Annotated in this window: 15 protein-coding genes and 1 tRNA gene; 7 read left to right on the top strand and 9 right to left on the bottom strand. The window is 61.7% G+C overall.

From position 1 onward, the window contains the following. The first annotated feature begins 10 nt into the window (after positions 1–10). The 5 genes from NKJ78_RS17010 (at position 11) to NKJ78_RS16990 (ending at position 5,935) form a co-directional block, all read left to right on the top strand. Complete coding sequence (locus tag NKJ78_RS17010) at positions 11–988, top strand: quinone oxidoreductase family protein (protein ID WP_023738853.1); 978 nt, start codon at positions 11–13, stop codon at positions 986–988. Positions 989–1,198: 210 nt separating this feature from the next. Then, complete coding sequence (locus NKJ78_RS17005; RefSeq protein ID WP_023682524.1) at positions 1,199–2,776, top strand: ABC transporter ATP-binding protein; 1,578 nt, start codon at positions 1,199–1,201, stop codon at positions 2,774–2,776. After that, positions 2,773–3,897: an ABC transporter permease gene (locus NKJ78_RS17000; RefSeq protein ID WP_031193354.1), complete on the top strand. Its 1,125-nt coding sequence runs from the start codon at positions 2,773–2,775 to the stop codon at positions 3,895–3,897. The genes NKJ78_RS17005 and NKJ78_RS17000 overlap by 4 nt, the downstream gene beginning before the upstream one ends. Continuing rightward, positions 3,897–4,817: an ABC transporter permease gene (locus NKJ78_RS16995; RefSeq protein WP_023738854.1), complete on the top strand. Its 921-nt coding sequence runs from the start codon at positions 3,897–3,899 to the stop codon at positions 4,815–4,817. The genes NKJ78_RS17000 and NKJ78_RS16995 overlap by 1 nt, the downstream gene beginning before the upstream one ends. A gap of 50 nt (positions 4,818–4,867) precedes the next feature. After that, the gene (locus tag NKJ78_RS16990) at positions 4,868–5,935 is read left to right on the top strand and encodes a BMP family ABC transporter substrate-binding protein (RefSeq protein WP_023668961.1); all 1,068 of its coding nucleotides are present in this window, start codon (positions 4,868–4,870) and stop codon (positions 5,933–5,935) included. A gap of 139 nt (positions 5,936–6,074) precedes the next feature. Here NKJ78_RS16990 and rimO read toward each other — a convergent pair whose 3' ends face one another. The 6 genes from rimO to NKJ78_RS16960 all read right to left on the bottom strand — a co-directional run bounded on the left by rimO (position 6,075) and on the right by NKJ78_RS16960 (position 11,556). Continuing rightward, positions 6,075–7,388, bottom strand: a complete 1,314-nt coding sequence (rimO, locus tag NKJ78_RS16985) for a 30S ribosomal protein S12 methylthiotransferase RimO (RefSeq protein ID WP_023682528.1) — start codon at positions 7,386–7,388, stop codon at positions 6,075–6,077. Between the two features lie 141 nt (positions 7,389–7,529). Then, entirely contained in the window at positions 7,530–8,189 is a 660-nt protein-coding gene (locus NKJ78_RS16980; protein ID WP_023668959.1) for a TerC family protein, read from the bottom strand. Between the two features lie 262 nt (positions 8,190–8,451). Then, on the bottom strand, positions 8,452–8,859 hold the full coding sequence (locus tag NKJ78_RS16975) for a DUF930 domain-containing protein (RefSeq protein WP_032904882.1): 408 nt from the start codon (positions 8,857–8,859) through the stop codon (positions 8,452–8,454). A gap of 119 nt (positions 8,860–8,978) precedes the next feature. Further along, the gene (locus tag NKJ78_RS16970; RefSeq protein WP_023738855.1) at positions 8,979–9,905 is read right to left on the bottom strand and encodes a glycosyltransferase family 2 protein; all 927 of its coding nucleotides are present in this window, start codon (positions 9,903–9,905) and stop codon (positions 8,979–8,981) included. After that, entirely contained in the window at positions 9,906–11,123 is a 1,218-nt protein-coding gene (locus NKJ78_RS16965; protein WP_352562509.1) for an FAD-dependent oxidoreductase, read from the bottom strand. 43 nt (positions 11,124–11,166) lie between these two features. Further along, the gene (locus NKJ78_RS16960) at positions 11,167–11,556 is read right to left on the bottom strand and encodes a sugar 3,4-ketoisomerase (protein WP_023696117.1); all 390 of its coding nucleotides are present in this window, start codon (positions 11,554–11,556) and stop codon (positions 11,167–11,169) included. 431 nt (positions 11,557–11,987) lie between these two features. On the opposite strand from NKJ78_RS16960, the gene NKJ78_RS16955 reads away from it, so the two are divergent. Then, positions 11,988–12,704 (top strand): hypothetical protein, encoded by a 717-nt coding sequence (locus NKJ78_RS16955; protein ID WP_023738857.1) that lies wholly within the window; start codon positions 11,988–11,990, stop codon positions 12,702–12,704. Positions 12,705–13,049: 345 nt separating this feature from the next. Here the strand turns inward: NKJ78_RS16955 and NKJ78_RS16950 are convergent, their stop codons facing one another. After that, the gene (locus NKJ78_RS16950) at positions 13,050–13,241 is read right to left on the bottom strand and encodes a DUF3606 domain-containing protein (protein WP_023738858.1); all 192 of its coding nucleotides are present in this window, start codon (positions 13,239–13,241) and stop codon (positions 13,050–13,052) included. A 185-nt stretch (positions 13,242–13,426) separates the two neighbouring features. Here NKJ78_RS16950 and NKJ78_RS16945 point away from each other — a divergent pair, with 185 nt between their 5' ends. Next, positions 13,427–13,588: a hypothetical protein gene (locus tag NKJ78_RS16945; protein ID WP_023738859.1), complete on the top strand. Its 162-nt coding sequence runs from the start codon at positions 13,427–13,429 to the stop codon at positions 13,586–13,588. A 146-nt stretch (positions 13,589–13,734) separates the two neighbouring features. Here NKJ78_RS16945 and NKJ78_RS16940 read toward each other — a convergent pair. Together NKJ78_RS16940 and NKJ78_RS16935 are read right to left on the bottom strand one after the other, a co-directional pair. Then, positions 13,735–13,824 (bottom strand) — tRNA-Ser (locus NKJ78_RS16940). Positions 13,825–14,036: 212 nt separating this feature from the next. Next, a complete protein-coding gene (locus NKJ78_RS16935; protein ID WP_444849039.1) occupies positions 14,037–14,582 on the bottom strand; it encodes an MgtC/SapB family protein in 546 nt (181 codons plus the stop codon). Positions 14,583–14,647 lie beyond the last annotated feature (65 nt).

The following is a 14,647-nucleotide window of genomic DNA, read 5'->3' as shown; positions in this document are numbered from 1 at the left end:
AAGCCCACAAATGTCCAAAGCAATCCGTATCCACGCCCATGGGGGTCCGGAAGTCCTGACCTATGAAGACGCCGATCCGGGACAACCCGGCGCCGGGCAGATCCTGGTCAGGCACACCGCGATCGGCCTCAATTTCATCGATGTCTATCACCGCATCGGCCTCTATCCGCCACCCGGCGGCTTCCCGCTGATCCCCGGCGGCGAGGCGGCAGGTGTGGTTCTCGAGGTCGGCGCAGGCATCGACTGGCTGAAGCCGGGCGACCGCATCGCCTATGCCGTCAGTGTCGGCGCCTATGCCGAGCAGCGCGTCGTCGCCGCCGACCGCGTCGTCAAGGTGCCGGACCGCATCAGCGACGAACAGGCCGCCGGCATGATGCTTAAAGGCATGACGGCGGAGTATCTGTTGCGCCGAACCTTCAAGGTGAAGGCAGGCGACACCATCCTATTTCATGCCGCCGCCGGCGGCGTCGGGCTGATCCTGGGACAATGGGCAAAACATCTCGGCGCCACCGTGATCGGCACGGCAAGCTCAACCGATAAGATCGAGCTCGCCAAGGCGCATGGCTTCGGCCATGTCATCAACTACAAGGAGCAGGATTTCGTCGCCGGCGTCGCCGCCATCACCGGCGGCAAGAAATGTGACGTCGTCTACGATTCGGTCGGCAACGACACATTCCCGGCCTCGCTCGACTGTCTGAAGCCGCTCGGCATGTTCGTCTCTTTCGGTCAGTCCTCTGGACCGATCCCGCCATTTTCGATGTCGCTGCTGGCGCAGAAGGGCTCGCTGTTCGCTACCAGGCCGACTTTGTTCGTCTACAACGCCAAGCGTGAAGACCTCGAAGTCTCCGCCGCGGCATTGTTCGACGTGGTGTTGAGCGGTGCGGTCGAGATCAAGATCAACCAGCGTTATGCGCTGAAGGACGCGGGCAAGGCGCAAGCCGATCTCGAACGGCGCAAGACCACGGGCACGACCATACTGATCCCCTGATCTGCCTTGCTGTTCAGTGTTTTGCCGCGACGCTAGGCACTGTTTACCCGAAAAACCGGGCGATCGGTCTGTTGTACGAAGCAGGTCGGTCTTTACCCCTTGAGTTTCCGCTGAAATTCTTGAAGCTCTTTCAAGGTGGGTGCTGCTTTCGCACGAGAGCGGCCAGCGCATACCATGCTGGCGGGAACACAGAACATGTCCGGGAACCGGATGGGAGGCACTGTGAGTGCAGATCATGATGGAGCGAACCTGCTTGAGGTTCGTGGCCTGACCAAGATATTCGGCACGCTGACGGCGTGCGATCATATCGACCTCAACATCGCCAAGGGCGAGATCCACGCGCTGCTTGGCGAAAACGGCGCCGGCAAGTCGACGCTGGTCAAGATGCTGTTCGGCTCGCTGGAGCCCAATTCCGGCGAGATATTCTGGAACGGCGAAGCGGTGCGGATCACCAGTCCGGGCATGGCGAAGAAGCTCGGCATCGGCATGGTGTTTCAGCACTTTTCGCTGTTCGAGGCGCTGACCGCGGCCGAGAATATCGCTCTGTCTCTGGATGACGGCTCACCGATCAGCTCGATCGCGGCCAAGGCGAGGGCGCTTTCCTTCAGCTATGGCCTGCCGCTCGATCCGGACTCGCTGGTCGGCGATCTCTCGGTCGGCGAACGCCAGCGCATCGAGATCATCCGCTGCCTGTTGCAGACGCCGCAGCTCATCATCCTCGACGAGCCGACCTCGGTGCTGACGCCGCAGGAAGCCGACAAGCTGTTCGAGACGCTGGAGCGCCTGCGCTCCGAGGGCAAATCCATCCTCTACATTTCGCACCGGCTGGAAGAGGTCAAACGCATTTGCGACCGCGCCACCGTGCTGCGTCACGGCAAGGTCGTCGGCCATTGCAATCCGCGCGAGGAAACGGCTTCGTCGCTGGCCCGCATGATGGTCGGTAACGAGGTGAAGGCCGTGGTGCGTGCGCCGGCCGAAGGCATCGAGACCGCGCAGCCGCTGCTCGAAATCCGCGCCCTCAGCCGCAAGCCGGCAACGCCGTTTTCGATTCCGCTGAAGAATATCAACCTCACTGTGCGCGCCGGCGAGGTGATCGGCATTGCCGGTGTCGCCGGCAACGGCCAGGGCGAGTTCTTCGAATCCGTCTCCGGCGAGGTGCTGCAGCAGGACGCCGCATCCGTGCGCATCCGCGGCAAGGATGCCGGCTCGCTCTCGATCACAGGCCGGCGGCTGATGGGCGCTGCCTTCGTGCCGGAAGAACGCCTCGGCCATGGCGCCGCGCCACGCATGAAGCTTTCGGAAAATCTGCTTCTGTCGCGGCACGCCACCGACGGCAAGGTTTTTGTCGGCGCCGGCGGCGCGGTCAAAAGCGGTGCGGTCTATGCCGCCGCCCAGCGCATCATCGTGGCCATGGATGTGCGCAAGAGCGCGCCCGATCCGGAAGCCGCGGCCCTTTCGGGCGGCAATTTGCAGAAATTCATCGTCGGTCGCGAACTCGACCGCAGCCCTGCCGTCATGGTCGTCAACCAGCCGACCTGGGGCGTCGACGCCGGTGCCGCCGCCCACATCCGCCAGGCGCTGATCGAACTGGCGCGCAGCGGCTCGGCAGTTCTGGTCATCAGCCAGGACCTCGATGAGCTGTTCGAGATTTCGGACGCGATCGCGGTCATGCACAATGGCGAATTGTCCAAACCGCTGCCGATCGCCGAGGCAACTTTCGAAAAGGTCGGTCTGTTGATGGGCGGCGCCGAGCCTGGCCACGCCGAACATGGTCTGGAGACGGCATGATGCGCCTCGAACTCGTCAAACGCCCGCAGCGCTCTATGCTCTTTTCGGCGCTGTCGCCCTTCATCGCCTTCGCCCTGACGATCATCGCCGGCGCGGTTCTGTTCGCGCTGCTCGGCGTCAACCCGCTGAGCGCATTTGAGATCTATTTCATCGAGCCGATCAGCCAGGTCTGGCAGCTGCATGAGCTGGCGATCAAGGCCGCGCCGTTGATCCTGATCGCGGTCGGCCTGTCGGTCTGTTACAAGGCCAACATCTGGAACATCGGCGCTGAGGGACAGTTCATCCTCGGCGGCATTTTCGGCTCGGCCATTCCGGTGCTGTTTCCCGGGTTTGAAGGCCCGCTGGTGCTGCCGCTGATGCTGTTGTTCGGCATGGTCGGCGGTGCCGCCTATGCAGCAATCCCGGCTCTCTTGAAGACGCGCTTCGGCACCAACGAAATCCTGACCAGCCTGATGCTGGTCTATGTCGCCCAGCTTTTCCTCGACTGGCTGGTGCGCGGCCCCTGGCGCGATCCACAGGGCCACGGTTTCCCGCAGACGATCCAGTTCAATGACTCGGCGGTCCTGCCGGAACTGATGCCGGATGCCGGCCGCGCCAATTGGGGTTTTGTCTTCGCGCTTGTTGCAGCCGTGCTGATCTGGGTGCTGATGAGCCGCCTGCTCAAGGGTTTTGAGGTCCGCGTGCTCGGCTCCAGCCCGAGGGCAGGGCGCTTCGCCGGTTTCGGCCTCAACCGCATGGTGTTCTTCGCCTTCCTGCTGTCAGGCGCGCTGGCTGGGCTTGCCGGCATTTCGGAAGTCTCCGGCGCCATCGGCCAGCTCCAGCCGGTGATCTCGCCCGGCTACGGCTTCACCGCCATTATTGTCGCGTTCCTCGGCCGGCTCAATCCGCTCGGCATCGTCGCCGCCGGCCTGGTGCTGGCGTTGACCTATCTCGGCGGCGAGGCGGTGCAGAGCGCGCTCGGCATTTCCGACAAAGTGGCACGTGTGTTCCAGGGCATGCTTTTGTTCTTCGTGCTCGGCTGCGACACGCTCATCCACTATCGCATCCGTCTGGTCGGCATGGCGCTGACGAAAAGCGCGGCGAAGCTTGAAGCCGCGCCGAAGTTGAAGGAAGCCCGCTGATGGACATCGCCGTCAACATCCTTTTGACCATCGCCACGGCGGCGACGCCGCTTTTAATAGCGGCCATCGGCGAACTGGTGGTCGAGCGCTCCGGCGTGCTCAACCTCGGCGTCGAAGGCATGATGATCATGGGCGCCGTCGGCGGCTTCGGAGCCGGCTATCTCACGGGATCGCCCTGGATGGGCCTGTTGGCGGCAATTGCCATGGGCGCGGTGTTCTCGCTGCTGTTTGCGGTGATGACGCTGTCGCTCGCCACCAATCAGGTGGCGACCGGCCTGTCGTTGACGCTGCTCGGCCTCGGCCTGTCCGGCATGATGGGAACCAGCTTCGTCGGCCAGCCCGGCGAGAGGCTGCCAAATCTCTACGTTCCGGTGCTCACCGACATTCCCGTGGTCGGCAGGTTGCTGTTCGGCCAGGACCCGATCTTCTACATCTCGATCGCGCTGACGGCGGCCGTCATGTGGTTCATGTTCAAGACCCGCACCGGCCTCACCCTGCGCTCGATCGGCGACAGCCACACATCGGCGCATGCACTCGGCATCAAGGTCATCCGCTACCGCTATCTCGCGGTCATCTTCGGCGGCGCCTGCGCCGGCCTTGCCGGCGGCCACCTGTCGCTGGTCTACACGCCGCAATGGGTGGAGAACATGAGCGCGGGCCGCGGCTGGATCGCGCTGGCGCTGGTCGTCTTCGCCTCTTGGCGGCCGTGGCGCGTGCTGGCCGGCGCCTACATCTTCGGCGCGGTGTGGATCGGCCAGCTTCATGCACAGGCATTTGGCATTCCGGTGCCTTCGCAGCTGCTTTCTTCTCTGCCCTATCTGGCAACCGTCGTGGTTCTCGTTCTAATCTCGCGCAACAAGCGTCTGACGATGATGAACACGCCGGCTTCCTTGGGGCAGCCATTCGTTCCGGATCGTTGACAACAAAAACAAACGGGAAGCTCCAAGGCTAAACTCAGAGAGGTAACACAATGAAAAAACTGTTTATCGCGTTGATGACCACGACCGCCGCCATGTCACTGGCGGCGTCGGCGCAGGCCGCCGACAAGTTGAAGGCATGCTGGGTCTACACCGGCCCGATCGGCGATTTCGGCTATTCCTACCAGCACGACCAAGGCCGCCTCGAGGTGGAGAAGGCGCTCGGCGACAAGGTCGAAACCGCCTATCTCGAGAACGTCTCGGAAGGTCCCGATGCCGATCGCGCTTTCGAGCGTCTGGCGCGCGAAGGCTGCAAGATCATCTTCGGCACCTCTTTCGGCTTCATGGACCCGGAAGTGAAGGTCGCCAAGAAGTTCCCCAAAGTGATGTTCGAGCACGCCACCGGCTACAAGACCGCTGACAATCTCGGCATCTACAATGCGCGCTTCTATGAAGGCCGCTACGTGCTCGGCCAGATCGCCGCCAAGGAATCGAAGGCAGGGGTCGCCGGCTATATCGTTTCCTTCCCGATCCCCGAAGTGGTGATGGGCATCAACTCCTTCATGCTCGGCGCGCAGTCGGTCAACCCGAACTTCAAGGCCAAGATCGTCTGGGTGAACTCCTGGTTCGATCCGGGCAAGGAAGCCGACGCGGCCAAGGCGCTGTTCGACCAGGGCGCCGACATCATCGTCCAGCACACCGATTCCACTGCGGCACTGCAGGTGGCGGAAGAGCGCAAGCTGCACGGCTTCGGCCAGTCCTCCGACATGATCAAGTTCGCGCCGAACGCGCAGCTGACCTCGCTGACAGACGAATGGGGGCCGTATTACATCAGCCGCGTTCAGGCGGCGCTCGACGGCACCTGGAAGCCTGACAATGTCTGGCTCGGCATCAAGGACGGCGCCGTCAAGCTGGCGCCCTTCACCAACATGCCGGACGATGTGAAGGCGATGGCCGAGGCAACCGCCAAGAAAATCGCAGATGGCTGGAACCCCTTCACCGGACCGGTCGCCAAGCAGGACGGCACGCCGTGGCTCAAGGACGGCGAAGTAGCCGACGACGGCACGCTGCTCGGCATGAACTTCTATGTGAAGGGCGTCGACGACAAGTTGCCGCAGTAAGTATCGGAAACGCAAAAGAGAAGGGGCGCCGCCCGGCGCCCTTTTTCACTTCGCGGGCTGCACGCTTCGACTGCGAAACCGCGCCGAGGGCTGTGCCAAAAATCCGAGGGCGCCGGGAGGCGCCCTTTTTGGTATTTTTCTAAACCGCCGAGCCGTAAAGGTCGTAGACGTCGGCGCGGTCGATCTTGACCGTGACGATGTCGCCTTGGCGCAGCGGGCGGCGCGACTGGATATGCACCGAACCGTCGATCTCGGGCGCGTCGTATTTTGTCCGGCCCTTGGCAGACGTGCCATGCGCCTCGTCGATCAGCACCGGCAGGCGCTTGCCGACCTTCTTGGCCAGCTGCGTCGCCGAGATCTTCTGCTGGCGCTGCATGAAGCGATGCCAGCGCGCTTCCTTGATCTCCTGCGGCACCTGTTCGAGGCCGAGATCGTTGGAGCGGGCGCCGCGGACCGGCTCGTATTTAAAGCAGCCGGCGCGATCGATCCTGGCCTCGTCCAGCCAGTCGAGCAGCATCTCGAAATCCTCGTCGGTCTCGCCGGGGAAACCGACGATGAAGGTCGAGCGTATCGCCAGATCCGGGCACACCTCGCGCCAGCCGCGAATGCGCTCCAGCGTCTTTTCGCCATGCGCGGGCCGACGCATGTTCTTCAGCACCTGCGGCGAGGCGTGCTGGAAGGGGATGTCCAGATAGGGAAGGATTTTTCCATCCGCCATTAGCGGGATGACATCGGCGACATGCGGGTAGGGGTAGACATAGTGCATGCGTACCCAGATGCCGAGCTTGCCGAGCTCCTCCGACAGGTCGAGGAATTTCGCCCGCACTTCGCGGTCGCCGAACATCGACGTCTGGTACTTGATGTCGATGCCGTAGGCGCTGGTGTCCTGCGAGATGACCAGCAGTTCCTTGACGCCGGCCTTGGCCAGCTTCTCGGCCTCGCGCAGCACATCGGCCGCCGGGCGCGAGACGAGGTCGCCGCGCAGCGCCGGAATGATGCAGAAGGTGCAGCGGTTGTTGCAGCCTTCGGAAATCTTGAGATAGGCGTAGTGGCGCGGCGTCAGCTTGACGCCTTGCGGCGGCAGAAGGTCGATATACGGATCGTGGCTGGGCGGCGCCGCCTCATGCACCGCGGCCATCACGCTCTCATAGGCCTGCGGGCCGGTGATGGCGAGGACGTTGGGGTGCTTCTCTCGTATGACGTCCGGCTCGGCGCCGAGGCAGCCGGTGACGATCACCCGGCCGTTTTCCGAAAGCGCCGAACCAATGGCGTTGAGCGATTCGTCGCGGGCCGAATCGAGAAAGCCGCAGGTGTTGACGACGACCAGGTCCGCGCCGTCATGCTTGCGCGCGATCTCATAGCCTTCGGCGCGCAGGCGCGTGATGATGCGCTCGGAATCCACAAGCGCCTTCGGGCATCCAAGGCTGACGAAACTGACGCGAGGCGCAGACATGAGAAAACATTCCGGGTTTTTCGGGATCGGCGGCCAGTACCACACTTATTGCGGCATTGGTATGGGCAGCGGCTGCGGCGAACGCGACCACTGCCTCCGGCAGATACCCATGCTGCTACAGAAGCTGTGGGACCGGCAGCGTCAGCTCACCACAGGACTGACATGCGGCCAGACCTCGACAACGCCGCGATAGACCATATCGATCGCGACGTAGAGAATGATCAGCAAGCCGACATAGGCGATCCAGCGGTGGCGATGCAGCAGCTTGGCAATGAAGCTCGCGGCCAAGCCCATCAAGGCGATCGACAGCACCAGGCCTATGACAAGCACAGGAAAATGATCGCGCGCCGCACCGGCGACCGCCAGCACATTGTCCAGCGACATCGAAACATCGGCGACGACGATCTGCAGGGCCGCCTGGCCGAGCGTCTTGCGCGGCGCCTTGCCACCCACCGTTCTGTCGCTGTTGAGGTCGGAATCGGACAGCGCCTCGGTCGCCTCGAACTCGTCGGCATGCGACGTCCGCAGCTCGCGCCACATCTTCCAGCACACCCACAACAAAAGGATGCCGCCGGCCAGCAGCAGGCCGACAATGGCAAGAAGCTTGACGGTGACGGCGGCAAACAGGATGCGCAGCACCGTCGCTGCCAACACGCCGATCAGGATGGCTTTCTTGCGCTGCTCGACCGGCAGGCCGGCGGCGGCAAGGCCGATGACGATGGCATTGTCGCCGGCAAGCACCAGATCGATGGCGATGACCTGGAGGAGGGCCGTCATGCTTGCAGCGCTGAAAATGTCCATCGACCGGAGCCCCTTGCTGTATCGGCGTGTTCGTCGTCGGATATGCCGACGCCCTAACGTGTATGGTTCCCGCGCGTCAAGAGACTGCCGGCGCAATTCCAGGAAAAGTGCGTAGCGGTTTTCCGTCCGGAATTATGCAAAAACAAAGAGTTAGAGTGGGTCAGCTGCTCCATAAAAAGCTGAAACGCTCTAACGGCCGACGCTGAAAGCCACGGGAATAGGGAAGGTCGTTCTGCCAGAGAGAATTCTGGTCGCAGCGAATTCAGTCGTAGAGATTGTACTTCGCCCAGTCGGCTTCCGGAATCTCGTCGCCGATGCGGTAACGGAACTGCAGGACCTCCATATGGTCCGGCGCCGTCTCGCATTTGAACTTTAGCCGGTACCACTGTCCCTTGCTGCGGAAGGCAGCACCCGGGCTGCGGATGACATCGGCTTTCATTTCCGGCGTCGCGAAGGCGTAGGCGACGACGCGGTCTGCCTTGTACTTGTGGTCGTCATGGCTGATGCGGTCGAGCACTTCGGCGTCGCATCTCTGCTCCAGCCGGGTCTCCGGGTCGAGTTTCAGCAGGCCGGCGCGCAGGGCGGCGTCCATCGCGTGGGCGGGCCAGGCCAGCGTCACCGAGGCCAGCGCCGCAAGGAATAGTTTTTTCATGGGCGGGAGAACGACCATAACTCGCGTGAAAAATCAACCGGAGTGCCATTTTGGGGCAGCCGGATATGCGCGGAAATCGTCGTTGGCCGGGCAGGGTGTCTTGACGCAGCCGCTTTGACACGTCGCCGGCGCCATTCTTAATTGTCCGGGCTGCCATGCACCGATTGCCTGTTTCGCCGTCTTTCCGCTTCTCGCGATCGCGGCAGCCACCGCCACGGCCGCAAGGCGATATAGGCAGCGAGGAAGGTTCTCTGTGCAAGGCCGGCCTCGCTGTGCCAGACCTCCCTTATCCCCGCCGCCCTCAATGCCCTTCGTTGGGTGCTGTTGCGTTCCCAGCGCCGGCTGATGCTGCCCGCCCGATAGTATTTGTGGCAGAGCACTTGCGGCACGCGGACAAAGCCGCCGAGCAGCGACAGATGCAGAAGCCAGGTCCAGTCGGCGCTGAATTCGCCTTGGCTGTTGGGCTTGATCCCGCCGCTGCGGTGGAACGCCCAGGCCCTGAATACCCCACGGTTGGGGACCCACCATCCATGCGGCTGGCGCGCCATCACCCGGCCACGCGCAAAACCGTCCTGCAAGCCCTCCAGCAGGTCGAACTTCCACGTGGCACTTTCGCCTCTGACTTCGACCACTTCGACATCGCTGAACGACAGTACGGCCTCGGGATTGGCATCGAGCGCCCGCACCAGCGCCTCGATATAGTTTGGATCGATGACGTCGTCATGGAAGGCAAAGAACATCAATTCGCCGCTGGCATTGGCCATCAGATCGTTGGAATTCTTCAGCCATCCCAGGTTTTTGTCCCGACGCAGGATGCGGACATCGTCGCGGCCGCCGGCGAAGGCCGAAACGATCTCGAATGTCGCGTCGGTCGAATTGTCCTCGCCGACCAGGATCTCGATATTGTCCCAGGTCTGCGCGGCGAGGCTGTCCAGCGTACGCGAAATGAATGCCGCCGAATTGTAGCATGGCACCAGCGCCGTGACCTTCGGCCGCCAGCCGGATCGAAGCTCGACTTGTTTCTGCGCTACCTGCTTCGCGCCGCCCTGTTCTGTCTCACCCATTCAGTCGATCCCGCAGATTTGCCGCGCCAGCCTGTCGGCAAGCCACGGCGCCGTCGAATATTTACCTGTGTCGACCGAGATGTAGTTGCCCAGGCGGTTGACCCCGAATTGGTCGCGGCGATGGATCGTGGCTTTCGGGTCGCTGAGCGAACCACGCCCTTGCGCAAACACGAAGCCGCCGCGTACCTCAAGCTCCTCGGCATCGTCGAACATGCTGGAAACAACGGGCACCAACCGAGTGAGCGTGGCGCGAACGTCGCCGATGAACCGCTGTCGTGCGTCGGCATCGAGCGCTTGTGGCGTTTCGATCGACAATTCGCCACTCTCCGCAAGCAACCCGCTCGGGTACCAGGAGAGATAGAAGTTGCGCCCGTCATAGTTTTTTATGTCGCCGAACGGGCCAAGGGCGACGACCGCGCACGGCAAATCGACAGGCTGGCTGGTGCGGCCGAACAGGCAAAGCCTGTAGCGGTGCGACCATCCGGGAACCGGCTCGATGCCGGCCGTGCGGTCGACAGCCAGCCGCCCCTCCCAAAGGCAATTGACGACGATGTCGAACGCCCTTTTTTCGCTTGCGACCGCCACGCGCCATTTCCCGTCAATTCCGTCCACCGGCTGTGCCGACAGGACTTTGGACGCCATCCGCAAGCTGATATTGGGTTCACCCCGAAGCGCCGCGCAAAGCCGGTCGGCAACCCATCGCGTGTTGACGGATCGCTCCGGCACCTGGAAGCCCCCGACGATCTGGTCCGAGTTGGTGACATCGGCCAATTCAGTTTTGGAAAGCCGATTCGATCGCGCCGCCGATACGTCGGCAAGGTAGCTGGTGGCGTCAGCGTGGCTGCGCACCAATACATCCACACGTTCAAAGATCGCCCCCAGCGCCTCGGCAGCGACGATCGAGTTGCGATGGACCAGATAAAGGTCTTCCGAAAAGGTCGTGTGCGCTTCCAGATTGCTTCCGATCAGCTCGGAAACAAGCCTGCCGAAACACAGTCCTCCCGAAAGCAGATGCCGGGCGGTCAGCAGCGAGGGATCGTTCCCGTAGAGATAGCCGAGATGAATCTTGCCCTCGTTCCAACGGCTGGCGCAGGCCATCGGCTCGCTCTCCTTGTCGAAGAGGGACACCGCGTAGCCTCTGCGGGCCATCATGAGAGCGAGGCTGGCGCCCATGATGCCGGCGCCGAGAATAGCCATTCTGCCGCGAGGCGCTGTCATGTCCTGGCGCGCATCGCGGCCTCTCCTTTCCCGATGAGTGTCATCAGGGGTTCGATACGTAGTTTTCAGGGTCGTATTCGGTATCGCAGAAAACCAGCAAAGACGGGTTCTCGCCTTCATAGGTCTGCAGCGCCCACACCGGGGCATCGACCAGCACCGCGCGGTTCGATGCGGTGAGCGTCAGCCGTTCGATCTGTTCCTGATAGCGAAATTCGATGCCGATCTCGCCCGACAGCTGCATCATCAATTGCCGGCCCGAGCCGTGTGCATGTCCGCCCCGCGACGTGCCGCGCGGCGCGGTGACGACGAACGCCCGCACGGCTTGGAAATTGTAACCGCTGAACTCGATAGCGGTCAGCATTCCCCTGGGATCGCAATGTAACGAAGTAGGGATCTCGGTGACCTTGCCGCCAAAGAACGTTCGATGCTGCATAACGTAAGCCCGCCAGATGCCGGTCGAAATTTACCTCAGACTAGCGCTTATATCAAAAGACAGAGAATACAACCACTTAGGCGGTGTTTTGGGACACAGCAGCGGATCGATGTCGAGCTCGGCCTCAGGCCGATACGGTGCCGACTACCGAAGGTCGCCGCGCCGTCACGACTTCTGAGTCGCGGCCGAAACCACGGTTTAAGACCTTGGTCCGAGCGGTCTAGGACCTTTGAGTTCGGAAGGCCGGCCGGTCCCAACGAGGGTGATCTACTTCAGCAATTTCAAAGAGTTATGCTGGTTGGCGTTTCGCCGGCCGGCCGCTTCGTTCTCGCAATGAAAGCACAGCTATATCCAAGTTTACCCTTTGTGTTAGCGATTCCTCATGTTGCCCGCTATAGCGGTTAGTGGCGGTGGCAATCTCGGAGGTAGTTATGACATCCCGAAAGACCCTTTTTGCTGCATTTGCGGTGTTCTCGCTTCTGGTGTCGCCGGCCCTGGCTGCTGCTGGTGGCAACGGCCATGGTAACGGCCATGGTAACGGTAACGGCAATGGCAATGGCAATAGCGGAGGAAACGGTAATGCTGGCGGCAATGGCGGAGGCGGCGGTTCGCTCGGCAAGTCGGCATCCGCCAAGGGCCAGGTCGCCAAGGCCGCTACCGGTTCAGTGTCCAAGCAAAAGAATATCCATGCCAAGCTGGGCCGGTTGAACTCACTGCAGCGCAACGCCAACGCCTTTATGCACTCCAAGAGCAAGAACTTCGCTGGCGTGCAGGCCTTTGTGACACAGTCGGCAATAGCCAAGAACGCTCAATCGGCGCTCGATGCCGCTAATCAGGCGGTTGCCGACGCCAAAGCGGCGCTCGACGCGCTGAATGCGAAAGCGGCTGACCCGAATACCCCGCCCGAAGATGTCCCGACGCAGGCCGACCTCGATGCAGCACAGGCAGCGCTCGATGACGCCACCCAGGATGCGGCCGCTGCTCAGACCGCCGCCACAGCTGCCGCTGCCAACGTCCCATCGATCGATGCAGCCCTTGCCCAAATGGCCAACAAGCCCGTTGACCCTGAGGTGACAGATTGGGCCAATAGCGTACTTGCCGACAAGATCGACCAAGTAGCCGCCAAGCTGGCGCCGGCCGCGCCTTAAGGCCCATGCGGCGGCAGCGATCCAATCGACGATAAGCCGTCGGGTCCGCCCGGCGGCTGCACCTTTCTCGCCTATCTGCAGCGTTGGTCCCAATGCAGGTCCGAGATTCTGGTCATGGCTATTTTGCGAAATCTCCAGCCGCGCCGCCGTCCTCAAGGCTGAATTCATGCGTGCTTCGCGCATCTTCATCGACCACACGAAACCAATGCTCCTGAAGCGCTCTAGGCGACACCCTTTGGCCCGTGACCTTCTCTACCGCAGATAACGGATCATCGGCGCTCGTGGCCTGAGTTGAGACACACTCCTCTCCATGCCACTCTTCCACCTGGTACTCTGGCATGCCGGCTACCTACCGCTCCCCAGAGCCTTCGCTTCCCGCTCCAGCGTCTCGCGTCGGTTGCCGTGCTTCGCGATCAATTCCTCGACCTGCTGCGGGGTGATGCCGGCCTTGGTGGCGAAATACTCGACTTCATAATCCTCATCGGCAGAGACGCGGTCCCGATCGCGGAAGTCCGTCTTCGTTTTGTCGGCGGCCATTTGCTTTGCTCCTGGTTGAATGATCAACCGCAACGTGCAGCCGCAGCCTTTTGTTGCAGCGGAGTCCGGATTTCCGAAACGGTCACATGGGAAAACGACCCTCATAGCAGGAGGTGCTGGTGTTGCTGTAACTTTGAACGGAACGGTTTTTCTCCTTGACGGTTGTGACGTGAAGGAGATGTCTCATGTTTGAAAGTGTGATGTGGTTGATCGTCGTTGCTGGTGGGCCACTGTTGCTGGCCGTACTGATGGCATACGTTCTTATTACCCGACGCTACCGTGGTCCTGCAGAACGCATGGAAAGCGACCGCGCGACCAAACGGCTCTATAGCCAGGACGAACGTTGATCCTCAGGCTGGCGCAACGTTTGCGCTACGCTGGCCCGCTGCCTCACGGTGGCAGGCTTCTTCGTTTTAGGAAGTTAGGAATAACTTAGGAAAGATTTGGCCCTCTTTGAAAATACAGAGGCAATTCAGCACGGTAGCCAAATATCTGGCGGAGGGAGTGGGATTCGAACCCACGGTGGGCTTGCACCCACGCCGGTTTTCAAGACCGGTGCCTTAAACCGCTCGGCCATCCCTCCGTCGTGATTTTTCAATCATTCAGGAACATCAACCGACCCAGTGAACGACAGTTGGTATCGAATGATACCTATGCTTCCGGACCAGCTTGCGGTTCATTTCTCTAGAGCGTTGCTCAGCGCCAAGTCAACCATCGGCGCTGCCATGGATAACAGGGGGTGGCGTTCGGTGCCCGAACGGAGCTGCGAGCCCGTTTTTTTCGAGCGCAAGGGCTCTAATTGCGATCCTTGCTGCCGACCTGCACCAGTTGCAGAAGGCCCAGCACGACAAGTGCGAGCACAGTTGCCAAAGCCGCGATCTGCCAGAACCCGAGCCCAACCGCCAGGCCTATGGCGCCCGCCAGCCACATGCCCGCCCCGGTGGTAAGCCCTTGAACCTCGCCCTTGGAGAAGAAGATCAGGCCGGCGGCCAGAAATGCCACGCCGGCAGTCGTGGCTTCGATCAAGCGGATAGGATCAATGGCGATTTCCTGACCATCGAAGACGTGAAGGTGAGTAATCTCGATCGTGAGGATGGCAATTAGAGCCGTCGCAACACAGACCAGGATGTGTGTCCTCAATCCGGCCGGCCGGTTGCGCCATTCGCGTTCGATGCCAACGATGGAGCCAAGGACGGCCGCGAGCAAAAGCCTGGCTGAAATTACGGAAAAGGGCAGCCACGTCTGTTGCCCAAAACGTTCAATGAATTCATCCATGACGGGCAGAACGTATCTCGGGTCGGTCGGTTCCAGGCAGCCGCGCTTCGTGCCATAGATTAACATTCAGACTCCAAGGGCCTGGGCTAGGTCTCGGATGCTGCTCCACAGTCCCGACCGACCCAAGAACT

This window comes from Mesorhizobium sp. M0037 (assembly GCF_040323635.1).
GTDB lineage: Bacteria > Pseudomonadota > Alphaproteobacteria > Rhizobiales > Rhizobiaceae > Mesorhizobium.
This window is presented reverse-complemented; position numbering and strand designations above follow the sequence as displayed.